General features: G+C 66.8%; 11 protein-coding genes and 3 tRNA genes. 12 read left to right on the forward strand and 2 right to left on the reverse strand.

Annotation, left to right across the window (positions count from 1 at the left end):
- Positions 1-11: 11 nt before the first annotated feature.
- The 6 genes from A7X97_RS02795 (at position 12) to A7X97_RS02820 (ending at position 2851) form a co-directional block, all read left to right on the forward strand.
- Entirely contained in the window at positions 12-680 is a 669-nt protein-coding gene (locus A7X97_RS02795; RefSeq protein WP_053500054.1) for a YoaK family protein, read from the forward strand.
- A 127-nt stretch (positions 681-807) separates the two neighbouring features.
- On the forward strand, positions 808-1617 hold the full coding sequence (gene thiD / locus A7X97_RS02800; RefSeq protein WP_088496463.1) for a bifunctional hydroxymethylpyrimidine kinase/phosphomethylpyrimidine kinase: 810 nt from the start codon (positions 808-810) through the stop codon (positions 1615-1617).
- Positions 1614-2540: an alpha/beta hydrolase family protein gene (locus A7X97_RS02805; RefSeq protein WP_088496464.1), complete on the forward strand. Its 927-nt coding sequence runs from the start codon at positions 1614-1616 to the stop codon at positions 2538-2540. Before thiD ends, A7X97_RS02805 begins: the two co-directional genes overlap by 4 nt.
- Positions 2531-2607, forward strand: a tRNA-Arg gene (locus A7X97_RS02810). The genes A7X97_RS02805 and A7X97_RS02810 overlap by 10 nt, the downstream gene beginning before the upstream one ends.
- 58 nt (positions 2608-2665) lie before the next feature.
- A tRNA-Arg gene (locus A7X97_RS02815) sits at positions 2666-2742 on the forward strand.
- Between the two features lie 32 nt (positions 2743-2774).
- Positions 2775-2851, forward strand: a tRNA-Arg gene (locus tag A7X97_RS02820).
- Between the two features lie 577 nt (positions 2852-3428).
- Here the strand turns inward: A7X97_RS02820 and A7X97_RS02830 are convergent.
- The gene (locus A7X97_RS02830) at positions 3429-4349 is read right to left on the reverse strand and encodes a LysR substrate-binding domain-containing protein (RefSeq protein WP_111007578.1); all 921 of its coding nucleotides are present in this window, start codon (positions 4347-4349) and stop codon (positions 3429-3431) included.
- A 140-nt stretch (positions 4350-4489) separates the two neighbouring features.
- Here A7X97_RS02830 and A7X97_RS02835 point away from each other — a divergent pair, with 140 nt between their 5' ends.
- Positions 4490-5191 (forward strand): pirin family protein, encoded by a 702-nt coding sequence (locus tag A7X97_RS02835; RefSeq protein WP_005416106.1) that lies wholly within the window; start codon positions 4490-4492, stop codon positions 5189-5191.
- Positions 5192-5360: 169 nt separating this feature from the next.
- Entirely contained in the window at positions 5361-6500 is a 1140-nt protein-coding gene (locus A7X97_RS02840) for an MFS transporter (RefSeq protein ID WP_088497758.1), read from the forward strand.
- Positions 6501-6581: 81 nt separating this feature from the next.
- Here A7X97_RS02840 and A7X97_RS02845 read toward each other — a convergent pair whose 3' ends face one another.
- Entirely contained in the window at positions 6582-7700 is a 1119-nt protein-coding gene (locus A7X97_RS02845) for an alpha/beta hydrolase (protein ID WP_088497757.1), read from the reverse strand.
- 182 nt (positions 7701-7882) lie between these two features.
- On the opposite strand from A7X97_RS02845, the gene A7X97_RS02850 reads away from it, so the two are divergent.
- The 4 genes from A7X97_RS02850 (at position 7883) to A7X97_RS02865 (ending at position 14763) form a co-directional block, all read left to right on the forward strand.
- Positions 7883-9229 carry a c-type cytochrome gene (locus A7X97_RS02850; RefSeq protein WP_088497765.1) on the forward strand — a complete coding sequence of 449 codons (1347 nt, stop codon included), beginning with the start codon at positions 7883-7885 and terminating at the stop codon, positions 9227-9229.
- Positions 9226-10152, forward strand: coding sequence for a c-type cytochrome (locus tag A7X97_RS02855; protein ID WP_088497756.1), 927 nt, complete (start codon positions 9226-9228; stop codon positions 10150-10152). Before A7X97_RS02850 ends, A7X97_RS02855 begins: the two co-directional genes overlap by 4 nt.
- A gap of 115 nt (positions 10153-10267) precedes the next feature.
- Positions 10268-12646, forward strand: a complete 2379-nt coding sequence (locus A7X97_RS02860; RefSeq protein ID WP_088497755.1) for a TonB-dependent receptor — start codon at positions 10268-10270, stop codon at positions 12644-12646.
- Positions 12647-12654: 8 nt separating this feature from the next.
- A complete protein-coding gene (locus A7X97_RS02865; RefSeq protein ID WP_088497754.1) occupies positions 12655-14763 on the forward strand; it encodes a phosphocholine-specific phospholipase C in 2109 nt (702 codons plus the stop codon).
- Positions 14764-14797 lie beyond the last annotated feature (34 nt).

Consider the following 14797-nt stretch of genomic DNA (forward strand, 5'->3'; position numbering starts at 1 on the left):
GGGCCTCGCCGATGGGAATACGCCTGCCCACCTGGGTCTGGATCGGCGCGGTCGCACTCTCGTGCGTGGCCGGCATGGTCAACGTGGTCGGCTTCCTCGGGTTCGAGCATCAGGCGGTCAGCCACATGACCGGCAGCACCAGCCAGCTCGGCATGGCATTGGCCCAGGGCGACTGGCGCGCGGTCGGCCACCTGTGGGGCCTGCTGATCGCGTTCTCGCTGGGCGCGATGCTCAGCGGCCTGCTGATCCAGGACAGCACCCTGCAGCTGGGCCGGCGCTACGGCGTGGCACTGGCGCTGGAATCGGCTCTTTTGCTGGTGGCCATTCCGCTGTTTGAAGAGCACCAGATCTGGGGCGCACTGGCCGCCGCCATGGCCTGCGGCCTGCAGAATGCAATGGCTACGACCTTCAGCGGCGCGGTGGTACGCACCACCCATCTCAGCGGCATGTTCACCGATCTCGGCATCGGCCTGGGCCACCTGCTGCGCGGGCTGCCGTTGCAGGTACGACGACTGACCCTCAGCGGCCTGATCATCAGTGGCTTCCTCGCCGGCGGCGTGATCGGCGCCTGGCTGTTCGCGCGCTGGCAGTACGACGCCCTGCTTGCTCCCGCCCTGCTCACCGGCCTGACCGGCCTGGGCTATGTGGTGTACCAGCAGTGGGCGCGTTGGCGGCATTGAGGGCCGCGCTGCGGGGGCCAGATCCCTTTTCCTGCTGAAAAGGGATCTGACCCCGCCTGACGGATCAAAGGCATCCACGCATGGCGTGGATCTACCCTCCCCTGCGGGACCACGGCACAATCGCCTGATGAGCCCGACCACTCCCGTATCCGCCCTCACCATCGCCGGCTCCGACTCCGGCGGTGGCGCAGGCATCCAGGCCGACCTGAAGGCCTTTGCAGCACATCGCGTGCACGGACTCTCCGCGATCGCCGCACTGACCGCACAGAACACCCGTGGCGTCATCGCCGTGCACGTGCCGCCGATCGATTTCCTGCGTGCACAACTGGATGCCTGCTTCGATGACTTCGACATCCATGCGGTGAAGCTCGGCATGCTGGCCAACACCGAGGTGATCAATGCCGTCGCCGATGCGTTGGAGCGCCATCACCCGCCACACGTAGTGCTGGACCCAGTGATGGTCGCCACCAGCGGCGCGCGCCTGCTGGAAGACAACGCTCTGCAGGCAATGCGTGAGCGGCTGATCCCGCTGGCCACGCTGATCACCCCGAACACGCCGGAAGCAGAGCTGCTGGCCGGACGGAAGATCGGCAACGGCGATGACGCCGAACAGGTGGCCTCCGCCCTGCTCGACCTGGGTGCCGGTGCGGTGCTGCTGAAAGGTGGCCACCTGCAGGAAGGCAACCGCGTAATCGACCGCTACTTCGACGGCGTGAGCAGCGAAGAATTCATCCACGCCCGCCTGCCGCTGGATGCACACGGCACTGGCTGCACGCTGGCCTCGGCCATCGCCGCGCAGCTGTGCAACGGCCTGAGCCTGGCCAACGCCTGCGAAGCCGGCATCGACTACGTTGCGCGCGGCCTGCAGCAGGGCTATGCCCCCGGCCGCAGCGAGGTACGGGTGCTCGACCACTTCGGCGCGGCACCGCACGCATGAACCTGACGCCGGCCCTCCTTCCAGTGCAGTGCAGCGACGGGCATCGCTACGAAGTGATGGCCTGCATGCCCGCACAGCCCATCGCCCGCTTGTTGTGGCTGCCAGCGCTGGGTGTGGCCGCGCGCCACTACCTGCCGCTGGCACAGGCGCTGGCAGCGAAGGGCGTGGCGGTCTACCTGCATGAGTGGCGCGGCAACGGCAGCAGCTCGCTACGCCCGTCGCGCGCGCAGGACTGGGGCTACCGCGAGGTACTCGAGCAGGATCTGCCGGCCAGCCAAGCGGTCATGGCGGCCGCAGACGAGGAAGCAGGCCCCCTGCCCTGGATCATCGGTGGCCACAGCCTGGGCGGGCAGCTGGCCTGCGTGCATGCCGGCCGCAACCCTCTGCACTTCCATCACTTGTGGTTGGCGGCCAGCGGCTCACCGTTCTGGCGTGGATTCCCGCCACCGCGCGGCTGGCTGCTGCCACTGGTCTACCGCTTCCTGCCGTGGATCGCGCAGCGCCAGGGCGTGCTGCATGGCCGTCGCCTCGGCTTCGGTGGCACCGAAGCACGCGGACTGATCGCCGACTGGGCACGCGTCGGGCTGAACAACCACTACGCTGCCGCGGGCATGGGTGAAGACCTCGACGCACAGATGGCGCGCGTGCACGGCAGCGCACAGGCCGTACTGATGGAACACGACTGGTTGGCTCCGACCGGATCGATGCAGGCGTTGCTCGCAAAGCTGCCGAATGTGGACGCGAAGCTGCGCGTGCTGTCCGCGCAGGAACTGGGCACGCGCGCCGATCATTTCGCCTGGCTGAAGGCACCGGATGCCGTGGCGGACAGCTTTTTCATTCAGTTGGATGAAAATTTTCACAAAACTGTTGACGGTGTGCGCCGACATCCGCATAATTCCGCTCCTGTCGCAGGGCGCCCGTAGCTCAGTTGGATAGAGTACCTGGCTACGAACCAGGCGGTCGGGAGTTCGAATCTCTCCGGGCGCACCACTCGACAGGTTTTCAGCATCCGCCGCTGGAAATGTTTTAAAATTTGATTGTGTACCGCGCGCCCGTAGCTCAGTTGGATAGAGTACCTGGCTACGAACCAGGCGGTCGGGAGTTCGAATCTCTCCGGGCGCACCATACACAGTCGGCACAACAAGTTTATGTAATTGGCGCCCGTAGCTCAGTTGGATAGAGTACCTGGCTACGAACCAGGCGGTCGGGAGTTCGAATCTCTCCGGGCGCACCATTACACCGAAACAGCAGGCCTCGGCCTGCTGTTTTTTTATGTGTGTTTTTCGGCAGGGCTGCGCCCTGCACCTGCAGAAGCTACGGCCGGAGCAACAGCAACAGCTGGCATTCCGAGGGATGGCGGGGCGGCATGGGCAGGCAGGACACGCCGTAAACCCATCCATGGGGGCTCGATGGCGGCATCCATGCCGCCAACGGTCCTGCCTGCCCATGCCGCCCCACCTCTGACAGATTTCAGCGATCTGATGGATCCACGCCATGCGTGGATGAATCTCCGTCGGAATCGAATATTTCGAATCAAGATCGAAAAGCATCCACGCATGGCGTGGATCTATCGTGTCGACCAAGGTCGACACACACTAACAGCCCCAGGAATGTGTCGAAGGCGGGGTGGGTCCGGTTGCGGGAGACGCCGTAGACCCGTCCATGGGGGCTTGGCCGCGGCATCCATGCCGCGGACACTCCCGCAACCGGACCCACCCCGCCATCCCTCAGCAAACCAGCTTCTGCTGTCGCTGTTGCTGTTGCTGTTGCTCTGGATCGTAGCGGGTACAGGGCGCAGCCCTGCCAATCCCCTACCCCTTGGCCATTGCCTGCCACCACTGCGACAGCAGCTCCGGCCTGCGCAGGCGCTCGCGCCACCAGCGCAATGCCGCTCCATCCTCACCGGTGCGCCAGGCCAGCCAGAAGGCCTCTTCCGGCTTGTGCTCCTCCACCTCACGGATCACCAGCTGGCCGCGCGCCACTGCAGCGCGCGCGCATGGCTCGGGCAGGAAGCCGAAGCCCACGCCTTCGCACTGCAGCTTCAATTTGCTGGCCATGTCGGGCACGGTCAGCATCTCCTGCCCCATCAACAGGCCCACCGTGCGCGGCAGCAGCCTGCGCGCCGAATCGGAAACGGCGATCGCGCAATGCTCGACCAGCTGCTCACGGCCCAGCACGCCCTGCACGTTGGCCAACGGATGATCGGGTGCCACCGCGAACACGAACGCCACCGTGCCCAGCGGCTCGACCACATAGCCACCACCACTGGGCCCCTCGCCCGGCGCGCCGACCAACAGGTCGGCACGGCGGTCGAGCAGAGCCTCCCAGGTGCCGGACAGGGCCTCGCCGATCAACCGCAACCGGGTTGGTGCCTCGGCCTCACGGAATGCGGCGATATCCGGCCCAAGCAGCCAGGTCGGGAACACCGAATCCACCGCCAGGGTCAGTTCGGTCTCCCAACCCGACGCCACCCGGCGCACCCGCAGCTCCAGCTCGCGGGCCGCGCGCAGCAGGTGTCGGCCTTCGTCCAGCAGCGCGCGCCCGGCCGCGGTCAGCTCTGCACGTGGGCCGACCCGGTCGAACAGCTGCACGCCCAGATCCTCCTCCAGCTTGGCCACGGTATAGGAGATCGTCGAGGGCACCTTGTGCAGGGCCTTGCCGGCGGCGGCAAAGGAGCCACGGCGGTCGATGGCATCCAGGATCTGCAGGGCATCGAGGCTGAGCTTAAGCATTCGAATTTTTCGATGATGGTCGTCAAAACTATCCGTTTTTCAAACCCCGGACGCAAGCGGATACTTCTCTCCAACGGGGAAACACAGCGGTCACTGGTCCACCCCGCCCCATCGAAACCATCGAACAAGGAGATTCCCTCATGCTGCAGATCCGCAAGAGCGCTACCCGTGGCCTGGCCGAGCATGGCTGGCTGTCCTCGCGCCATACCTTCTCCTTCGCCAACTACTACGACCCCCGTTACGTCAGCTTCGGCCCGTTGCGGGTGATCAACGAAGACAAGGTGATCGGCGGCCAGGGCTTCGGCACCCATGGCCACAGCAACATGGAGATCATCTCCTACGTGCTGGGCGGTGCACTGGAACACAAGGACTCGATGGGCACCGGTTCGGTGCTGCGCTACGGCGACGTGCAGCGCATGAGCGCCGGCAGCGGCGTCACCCACAGCGAGTTCAACCACTCCGCCGACGAGACCGTGCATTTCCTGCAGATCTGGATCTTCCCGGACACCGAGAACATCGCGCCGTCCTACGAGGAGACCCACTTCACGCCGGACAGCAAGCGCGGCCAGCTGCGCCTGATCGCTTCGCCGGACGGTGCCGAGGGCTCGCTGCGCATCCACCAGGATGCCCGCATCTTCGCCACCATTCTTGATGGCGGCCAGAAGCTGCACCATGCGCTCGGCAACGGCCGTGGCGCCTATGTGCAGGTGGCGCGTGGCCAGCTGCAGGTCAACGGCATCACCCTGGAAGCCGGTGACGCGCTGCAGGTCAGTGACGAAGCCCAGCTGACCCTGGAAAACGGCAACGACGCCGAAGTGCTGGTGTTCGACCTGCCGCTGTAAACACGCCCTGTCCTGAAGACGTGGCCCGGCGATGCGGAAAGGCATCGCCGGGCCCGCTGCGCCTGATGGACGGCCCGCAATCGTATTCGGCCTTCGGTGACCCGAATGCCCCTTGCCCGATGCGACTGGAAACGCTTTCATGACAGTGTTTATCCGGACCCGCTCTCGCATGACGCCTTCATCTCCGCGTGCCCAGCAGCACGCCACCCGTGCCGCCTTCTTCATTCCTGGATTCGCCACCGCCGCGTGGGCGCCGATGGTGCCTTACGCCAAGGCCAAGGCCGGGCTGACCGACGCCAGCCTCGGCGCCGTGCTGCTGTGCCTCGGGCTCGGCTCGCTGCTGGCGATGCCGCTGGCAGGTGCACTGACGGGGCGGTTGGGTTGCCGCCGGGTGATGGTGATCACCTGCGCGATGATGCTGTGCGCCCTACCCTTGCTGGTGCTGGCAACCTCGCCGGTGTCGCTGGGCGCGGCGCTGTTCGTGTTCGGTGCCGGCGTCGGTGCACTGGATTGTGCGATGAACATGCAGGCGGTGGCGGTCGAGCGCGATGCCGGGCGCGCGATGATGTCCGGCTTCCACGCCTTCTACAGCATCGGTGGATTCGTCGGTGCTGGCTGCATGACCGGGCTGCTGATCCTCGGCACGCCGCTGTGGCTGGCCGCGCTGGTTTCGGTGGTGGCACTTCTGCTGGTTGCGATGCTGTCGGCGCCGCATTGGCGTCCGCAACGGATCCTGCACGAAGGCCCGCTGCTGGCACTGCCGCATGGCGTGGTGCTGTTCATCGGCGTACTGGCCTTCGTGGTGTTCCTCGCCGAGGGCTCGATGCTGGACTGGAGCGCCGTGTTCCTGGCCGAAGTGCGGCAGGTGCCGCGTGACCAGGCCGGCGCCGGCTTCGCGTTGTTCACCCTGGCGATGACGGCAATGCGCCTGTTCGGTGACGGCATCGTCGAGCACCTCGGCCGCACCCGCACCCTGGTCTTTGGCGGTATCACGGCCGCGGCAGGCTTCACGCTGGCCACGCTGGTGCCCTCGTTTCCGGTGGCGCTGGCCGGCTACGTACTGGTCGGGCTGGGCTGCGCCAACATCGTGCCGGCGCTGTTCTCGATGGCAGGCCAGCAGCGGGTGATGCCGGAAAGCATCGCCATCACTGCCGTGACCACACTGGGTTACGCCGGCATCCTCGCTGGCCCGGCTGCGATCGGCGCAGTGGCGCACGCCACCAGCCTCGGCTTTGCCTTCCTGTGCGTCGCCGTACTGCTGCTGGGCGTAGCCGCCTCCGCCCGCTCACTGGCCCGACGCGTGGCCTGACAGAAAAAGGGGACGGAGGGGATTAAGTCGCACCTGCCCCGAGTGTGCTGCAAACGACTTAATCCCCTCCGTCCCCTTTTTTCAGCCGTGTGCCAGCCATTCGGCCTGGGCCGGCAGCTGTGGGGCTGGGCACGCGCTCTGCGGGTGGTGCTGGTCGCGCGCCATCCAGTCATCGACCACGCCGGCCAGCAGGTCCAGCCGCAGCGGCAGGGTGATGTGGTCCTCTCCACGCATTTCGATGTAGTGCGCGCGCGGGTTGGCCTGCGCAAGCTGCCGGCCCTGGCTGACCGGAATGTGCTGGTCACCCTGACCGTGCAGCAACAGCACGCAGGCGCGGGTATCGGCCAGCGCACGCGCGACGTCGACGCGGTCCAGATCGACATCGATACGGCGGCTGGCGGCGGCGATCACCTGGTTGATGTCCTGGCCCCCATAGCGCCAGCGTGCGTACGACGCCACCGCCTGCGCCTTCAGCCCCTCCGGCTGCAGTCCCATCAGGTGCGGGATCATCGTGCGGATCGCCGCACCGGCATTGGCGAACGATTCCATCGCCACCACACCGGCTACCTGGTCACCCAGCTTGTCGGCGGTGAACACCGCCGTGGCCGCACCATAGGACACACCGAACAGGTACAGCGGGCCGGTCACTTCGCCGCGCGCGCGCAGCTCGCCGATGACATCGACGACGTCATCCGATTCATAGGTGCCATAGCCGGACGGACCTGCACCGGACTGGCCATGGTTGCGAAGGTCGAGCGTGACCACGCGGTAGCCGGACTCGGCCAGCTGCAGCGACCATGGCAGCATCGAATCACCATTCATCATCCACCCGTGCAGCAGCACCACGGTGCCGCGTGGCGCCTGCGCGCGGAACGGCTGCGGCACGGCCAGACTCAGGCCGGTATCAAGAGGCAGGCCGTTCTCATGACGCTGCGGAAGGTAGTGGTAGTGCGCGCCGTAGTCGCCGGGGTCGAACGCGCGCCAGAAGATCGGCACGCCATCGCGACCCGCTGCGAAGCCATGCCGGTTGGGCAGCCCGGCAATGGCCGCGGCGATGCGCGGGCGATCGAGCAGGGTCGACACGCCGCCTGGCGCGATCAGCCGGTCGGCAAGCGAGGTGGACGAGGCGTTGATCGAGGATGAGCATGCAGCCAGCCACAGGCCGGCGCACGCCAGCAACAACAGCAGCAGGCGCTTCATGGGCAATCGGGAAAGGATGCGACAGCGTGGCAGGTTAACGACGCGGGCGTGGGCCATCTATCGCGCGTGGATGACGGCTTGATGACAATGCGGGATCGATTCAGGTTGTCACAATGGCGCGATCGACCTCGGCATTGATCCGGATCAATGAATACGCCGGCATGCTTGCCCACAGTGCCCCCATGCGCACCTCGTTCAAGCTCGCCATTGCCCTGGCCGCCACGCTGGCCGCCGCCTATGGCATCGCCCGCAGCACGCCCTACTGGTTCGCACCTCGGCAGGCCGCGCAGGTCGACATCCACGACCCGGCGCTGATCGCACAGGGGCAGTACCTGTCGCGCGCCGCCGACTGTGCGGCCTGCCACACCGCGCCGGGCGGCAAGCCGTTCGCCGGTGGCCTCGGCATGCAGACGCCGATGGGGACGATCTACTCGACCAACATCACCCCCGATCCGGAAACCGGCATCGGCGCCTACGACTATGCCGACTTTGAACGCGCGGTGCGCCGTGGCATCCGCCACGATGGCCAGCCGTTGTATCCGGCAATGCCGTACGCCTCGTACGTGATTGCCCGCGACGCCGAGATCAAGGCGCTGTACGCCTATTTCATGGGCTCGGTGCAGCCGGTGAAGCAGGACAACGCCGACAGCACGATTCCATGGCCAGCCAACATGCGCTGGCCTCTGGCATGGTGGCAACTGCTGTTCGCACGCCCACGCAGCTTCAGCCCGGATCCGTCGCTGGACGCCGGCCAGCAGCGTGGTGCCGAACTGGTGGAAGGCCTGGCGCATTGCGGTGCCTGCCACACGCCACGCGGGCTGGCGTTCCAGGAAAAGGCGATGGCCGATGATGGCAGCCGCCAGTTCCTGTCCGGTTCGGTGCTGGAAGGCTGGTACGCGAAGAACCTGCGCAACGAATCGACCGGCCTGGCCAGCTGGAGCGAAGGCGAGATCGTCGACTTCCTGCGCACCGGCCGCACCGATCGTTCGGCGGCTTTCGGCGGCATGGCCGATGTGGTCGAGCACAGCACGCAGTACCTGTCCGACGCGGACCTGCTGGCGATGGCACGCTACCTGAAGCAGCTGCCCGCCCGCGAAGGACGCAGCGCACAGTGGTCGCCCGGCACCGACACCACCACCGCCGCACTGCGCAGCGGCGACTACCGCGTGGCCGGTTCGCTGGCCTATGCCGAGCACTGCCAGGCCTGCCACCGCGCCGACGGCCGCGGCATGCCTCGCGTCTATCCGGCCCTGGCCGGCAACTCGATCGTGTTCGCTGACGATCCCAGCTCGCTGGTGCAGGTGACCCTGATCGGCGGCCGCACGCCACAGACCCCGCACGACCGCATGGCCTTCACCATGCCAGGCTTCGAGCAGCTGCCGAACGCGCAGCTGGCACAGATCCTGACCTTCATCCGCAGCAGCTGGGGCAATCAGGCCAGCGCAGTGAGCGAGTTAGACGTGGCGCGCATGCGCCGGGTGGTGCGCGACAAGCCGGTGCACTACGTTCCGCAGGAGGCCGCACAATGAAGCGTTCGCGCACGCGTTCCCGCCTGCTGATCGGTAGTGCGATCACCCTGGTGCTGCTGGCCGGCGCCGGTACCCTCGCTTACCGTCATCTGTACCCGGATCTGGATGCCGCCGTGACCGGCACGATCGATATCCTCGATGCACAGGGCAAGGTGGTCGGCGCCTACCATGCGCCGAGCGCCGAAGAAATCGCCGGGCTCGGCAATGCCGAGTCGGTGATGCTCGGCCGCCGCATCCTCAACGAAACCGCACGACTGCTGCCGGACAACGTCGGCAACGATCTGAACTGCAATTCGTGCCACATGGCCGAGGGCAAGCGTCCCTTCGGCAACCACTACTTCAACACCGGTGGCGGCGCCTATCCGCGTTACATGCCGCGGCCTGGCAAGGTGATCGGCCTGACCGAACGCATCAATGGCTGCCTGCAGCGTTCGATGAACGGCAAGCCGCTGCCGAAAGATTCACCGCAGATGCGCGCGATGCTCGACTACATGGCGTGGCTGAGCAGCCCTGTGCCAGCGGGTGCAAAGGTGGCTGCCCCCAGTGAGGGGCCCATCGACAGCACGCTGACCCCGGATCCGAACCGCGGCCAGGCGCTGTACGCCGCGCAGTGCGCTGCCTGCCACGGCGACAACGGCGAAGGCCGGCGCGACGCCAGTGGTGACATCGCTTTCCCGCCGCTGTGGGGCGACCACAGTTTCAACATCGGCGCCGGCATGGCGCGCCTCTACAAGGCGGCCGGTTTCGTCAAGCACAACATGCCACCGGCAGTGACCCGCGAACCTCCGCTGGGGCAACAGGTGATGCCCGACCAGGATGCGGTGGACATCGCCAGCTATTTCATCAACCAGCCGCGGCCGGACTTCGCCAACAAGGGCAAGGACTGGCCGCGCGACCCGAAACCCAAGGACGCGCGGTACTGATGCAGGCAGCAGCTGCGGGCCGTCACACAACACGGTTCCTGCATCTTCGCGTCATGCCGATGTCATTGGCGCTGCCGACACTCCGGGGCTTCCCTCTGCTGAAGGTCCGGTTTCGATGCGAACGATTGCGTGCTTTCCCCGTGTTTCGCTGCTTGCCCTGCTGATCGCCCCTGCACTGGACGCCCTGGCCGAAGCACCGCAGGGTGAAGCGGCCGAGGCGCGCAGCACTGATGCCCGTACCCTGGACCAGGTGCAGGTGATCGGCCAGGCCACCAGCTACGCCAAGACCTCGGTGCGCGCGGAAACGCTGAACCGGCAGACCGTGATGAGCAGCGTCAACGATGCACTCAACGAGGTGCCCGGCGTGGTGGTCAGCGAGGCCGATGCCACCGGTTCGTCGGTGTGGGGCACGCAGATCAGCATGCGTGGCTTCGTCACCAACCGCGATACGCAGCAGATCGGCACCACCATCGATGGCCTGCCCAACGGCGGTTCCGGTTACGGCGGCGGCTCGCTGGCCAACCGCTACATCGACACCCTCGACCTGGAAACGGTGGAAGTCAGCCAGGGCACCGCCGATATCTCCTCGCGCTCGAACGAAGCGCTGGGCGGCACGCTCAACTTCCTCACCAGCGACCCGTTGCAGGACAGCCGCCTGCGCTTCGTGGTCGGCGCCGGTGACAACGATGCGCGCAAGTACTACGTGCGCTTCGACACCGGCCTGCTCGGCGGCCACACCCGCGCCTGGGTCAGCGCCTCCTCGTCGAAGGTGCACGACTGGATCGACGGCACCGGGCACGCCAGCAACGACCACATCGCCGGCAAGTTCATCACCGAACTGGACCGCTGGACGCTGACCGGCTACCTGTCCTACAACGATGCGGACGAGCCGGAATACACCAGCGTCTCACCGAAGGGCTTCGCGACCAATCCGGATCGCGACAACCTGGTCGGTACCCTCACCGGCATTCCCTACCTGGACCAGAACTACCGTTCCGGCTCGCGTGCGTTGCGCGAGAACACCTTCGGCTACCTGCGCGTGGCCTTCGACGCTGGCAACGGCTTCAAGGCCTCGGTGGCCGCCTACGGGCACCGCATGCAAGGCCGCGGCGACTGGCTGCCACCGTACCTGGCGCAGGTCAGCGATGACGGTGCCGGCCGCCCCGAATCGGAGTACATCGGTGGAAAGACCGTGTACGGCGGCAGCAATCGTGGCCAGATCTTCTTCGTCAATCCCGACGGCAGCGCCGCGCAGCGCCTGGCCAACTGCACACCGCGGCTGGGTTTCACTGCCGAATATGATCCGAACTGCTACGCCGGCAACGTGCTGGGCGCGCAGTCGTATCGCCACACCCACTACGACAACGACCGCATGGGCGTGACCGCCGACGTCGAGTGGCGGCAGACCTTCGGCACGGTCGACAACACGATCCGTGGCGGCCTGTGGGTGGAGAAGCTGGACCGATCGGCACGCCGCGACTGGCATCGCCTGCTCAACGTCGGCCAGGATATCGCCTTCGACCATCAACCGTACTGGGTACAGTTCGAGGACAAGTACAAGGTTGACGAGCAGATGTACTACGTCGAGGACGTGGCGAGGTTCGGGCCGTTCAGCGCACGCCTGGGCGTGAAGCAGTTCTTCGTCGACCAGTCGCGCCGCCGCGTGATCGGTGCCAGCGAGCACGTCAGATCCGATTCCAGGTCCGACCCGCTGCTGTCCACCGGCTTGACCTGGGCGCCGGGCGTGGAAGGCATGGAGCTGTTCGCCGGCTTCTCGCAGAACTTCGCCGCGATTCCTTCCGGCGTGCTCGGCGAGACCGACCCGCAGCGCTTCCGCAACGTCGAGCCGGAAACCGCTGACAACATCGAAGTGGGCATGCGCATCAGCCGCTGGCCGCTGACCGCCTCGGTCACGCTGTACAACATCAAGTTCGACAACCGCATCGTCTACCTGCCGGCCGGCTTCGTCAGCGGCATCGACTACCTGGGCGAGACCGACGGCGTCTACGAGAACTTCGGCGGCGTGGAAAGCAACGGCCTGGAAGCGGCGTTCGGCTATGGCTGGGACAACGGCTGGCGCCTCAACGCCGCCTATACCTACAACCGCTCCAAATACCTGGGCAGTGGCGATGCCGCGCGTGATACCCAGCTGGGCATCGTCGACGGCGCCAAGGTGATCGGCCAGCCCGAACACACCCTCGTCCTGTCGGCGGACTGGCAGGGTGAGAACTGGAACTTCGGCCTGTCCGGCCGTTACCTGGGCACGCGTTATCTCGACGCCGCCAACGTCAACAAGCTGCCGTCGGCCACCGTGTTCAACGCCAACATCGGCTTCGACCTGCAAGGCCTGTCGCCGCGCCTGAAGGGCATGGGCGCCAACCTGGTGGTGAGCAACCTCACCGACAAGCGGTATCTTGCAGGGGTGGACGGCCGCGACAACGCCTTCATCGGCGCTCCGCGCACCGTCGGCATCTCTTTCCGCGTGGACCTGTGAGTGAGCCCGTGACCGATATCGGCCGACGCCGGTTGTTGCAGGCCGGCGTTGCCGCCGGCTTTTCTCCACTGCTGCCCAGCATCGCCCGGGCCGCCGCGATCGCCCCCGCCGCGCAGACGCGCAGCCTGGAAGACCTGCAGCACATCGTGGTGTTCATGCAGGAGAACCGTTCGTTCGACCACTACTTCGGCACGCTGCCGGGCGTACGTGGCTTCGGTGATCGGTTCGTCGCCCCGGCCGCCGCGCTGCAAGCTGGTGGCCGCGTCCGCAGCCTGTGGCTGCAGCCCGATGCCAGCGGCAAGCGCGCGATCGCGCCGTTCCCGCTGGATACCGCCGCGCATTTCGGCTACATGCGCGTGGAAGGCACGCCGCATACCTGGCCCGATGCGCAGCGCGCCTGGGACCAAGGTCGCATGGGGCAATGGCCGAAGGCCAAGCAGAACCATTCGATGGGCTACTTCCAGCGCAGCGACCTGCCGTTCCAGTTCGCGCTGGCCGATGCCTTCACGATCTGCGATGCCTACCACTGCGCAATGCAGGCCGGCACCAACCCGAACCGGGTGTTCCTGTGGACCGGCCACAACGATCCGCAGGCCCACGCTGGTGGCCCGGTGATCGCCAACTCGCACGACAATTTCCCTGAACAGGGTGGGCACCCGGCGTCGTACCGCTGGACCAGCTATGTCGAGCGCCTGCAGAGGGGCGGCGTGTCCTGGCAGATCTACCAGGACATGGCCGACAACTTCACCGACAACCCGCTGGCGGGTTTCGAGGCCTTCCGTCAGGCCCACCGCGCGGCGCCAGGGCATGACCCGCAGCTGCGCGCTCGCGGGGTCAGCACGCGGGGCCTGACGCAGCTGCGCCAAGACGTCATTGACGGGCGCCTGCCGCAGGTCAGCTTCATCATCGCCGACGCGGCCGGCAGCGAACATCCCGGCCCGTCCAGCCCGGCACAGGGCGCGGCCTATACCGCACGCGTGCTGGATGCGCTGACCGCCGATCCGGACGTGTGGAGCCGCACCGCCCTGCTGCTGATGTTCGACGAGAACGATGGCTTCTTCGACCACATGCCGCCCCCTGCCCCGCCTTCGCCGGTGGACGGTGGCTGGGCGGGTGTATCCTCGGTCAGCACCGAAGGCGAGTACCACCGGCACCCGGCACCGGGTGACGAAAAGTACGATCTCGCCGAACTGCGCGGGTGCCCGTACGGTCTGGGACCGCGCGTGCCCCTGTACGTGATCTCGCCGTGGAGTCGCGGCGGCTGGGTCGATTCGCAGGTGTACGACCACACCTCGGTCATACGGCTGATCGAGCGCCGCTTTGGCGTGGCCGCACCGGACATCTCGCCGTGGCGCCGCGCGGTCTGCGGCGACCTCAGCACTGCGTTCGACTTTGCCCAGCGCGATACCCGCCCGTTCGTCCGCGGCCTGCCCGACGTGAGTGCGGTTGCCGCACGCGCCGCTGCCTTGCCGGGACGCACCGTGCCCACGCTGCCAGAGGGGCTGAAACCAGCGAAACAGGAAAGCGGTGTACGCCCGGCGCGCGCCCTGCCCTATCGTCCGCAGGCATCGATTGCCGCAGTCGATGCCTCGGGTGTGGATCTGACGCTGTCCTGCGAAGGCGCGGCGGCCGTGCTGCATGTCTACGATCGGCTGCGGCTGGATGCGGTACCACGCCGCTACACGCTGCTGCCAGGTACGCCACTGCGCGAGCGCTGGCCGCTGGACGCCCAGGGTCGCTATGACCTTTGGCTGCTTGGTCCGAACGGCTTCCACCGCCACTTCCAGGGTGCGGTCAAGGCGCCTGCCGTGCAGGCTTCGATCGAGCGCGCGGACGGCCAGCTACGGCTGCAGCTGCGCAATCTGCACAACAGCGCGCAGAATGTGCGGGTGCAGGCCGGCGCCTATGCCGGGCACATGCCGGAGCAGGCGCTGGTGCTGCCGGCGCATGCTGAGGCCACGGTGGCGTGGGACGCGGCGCCCACCGCAGGGTGGTACGACCTGCGCATCGGTGCGGGCGACAGTGCACTGCGACTGGCCGGCCGCGCCGAGGATGGGCGCCCCGGCACCAGTGACCCGGCAATGGGCAGCGAGCCATTGCGGTTCGAGCACGATTGAGGAGCCCTCTGTAGAGCCGAGCCCATGCTCGGCT

Origin of the sequence: Stenotrophomonas sepilia, from assembly GCF_003244875.1 — a bacterium.
In the GTDB taxonomy this organism is placed as follows: Bacteria; Pseudomonadota; Gammaproteobacteria; order Xanthomonadales; family Xanthomonadaceae; genus Stenotrophomonas; species Stenotrophomonas sepilia.

What these genes read in the sequence shown, in the direction of transcription:
- A7X97_RS02835 (WP_005416106.1), top strand. Translation starts at nt 4,490, where the DNA reads ATGCTGCAGATCCGCAAGAGCGCTACCCGTGGCCTGGCCGAGCATGGC.
- A7X97_RS02805 (WP_088496464.1), top strand. Translation starts at nt 1,614, where the DNA reads ATGAACCTGACGCCGGCCCTCCTTCCAGTGCAGTGCAGCGACGGGCAT.
- A7X97_RS02830 (WP_111007578.1), bottom strand. Translation starts at nt 4,349, where the DNA reads ATGCTTAAGCTCAGCCTCGATGCCCTGCAGATCCTGGATGCCATCGAC.
- A7X97_RS02850 (WP_088497765.1), top strand. Translation starts at nt 7,883, where the DNA reads ATGCGCACCTCGTTCAAGCTCGCCATTGCCCTGGCCGCCACGCTGGCC.
- thiD (WP_088496463.1), top strand. Translation starts at nt 808, where the DNA reads ATGAGCCCGACCACTCCCGTATCCGCCCTCACCATCGCCGGCTCCGAC.
- A7X97_RS02855 (WP_088497756.1), top strand. Translation starts at nt 9,226, where the DNA reads ATGAAGCGTTCGCGCACGCGTTCCCGCCTGCTGATCGGTAGTGCGATC.
- A7X97_RS02860 (WP_088497755.1), top strand. Translation starts at nt 10,268, where the DNA reads ATGCGAACGATTGCGTGCTTTCCCCGTGTTTCGCTGCTTGCCCTGCTG.
- A7X97_RS02795 (WP_053500054.1), top strand. Translation starts at nt 12, where the DNA reads ATGGGAATACGCCTGCCCACCTGGGTCTGGATCGGCGCGGTCGCACTC.
- A7X97_RS02840 (WP_088497758.1), top strand. Translation starts at nt 5,361, where the DNA reads ATGACGCCTTCATCTCCGCGTGCCCAGCAGCACGCCACCCGTGCCGCC.
- A7X97_RS02845 (WP_088497757.1), bottom strand. Translation starts at nt 7,700, where the DNA reads ATGAAGCGCCTGCTGCTGTTGTTGCTGGCGTGCGCCGGCCTGTGGCTG.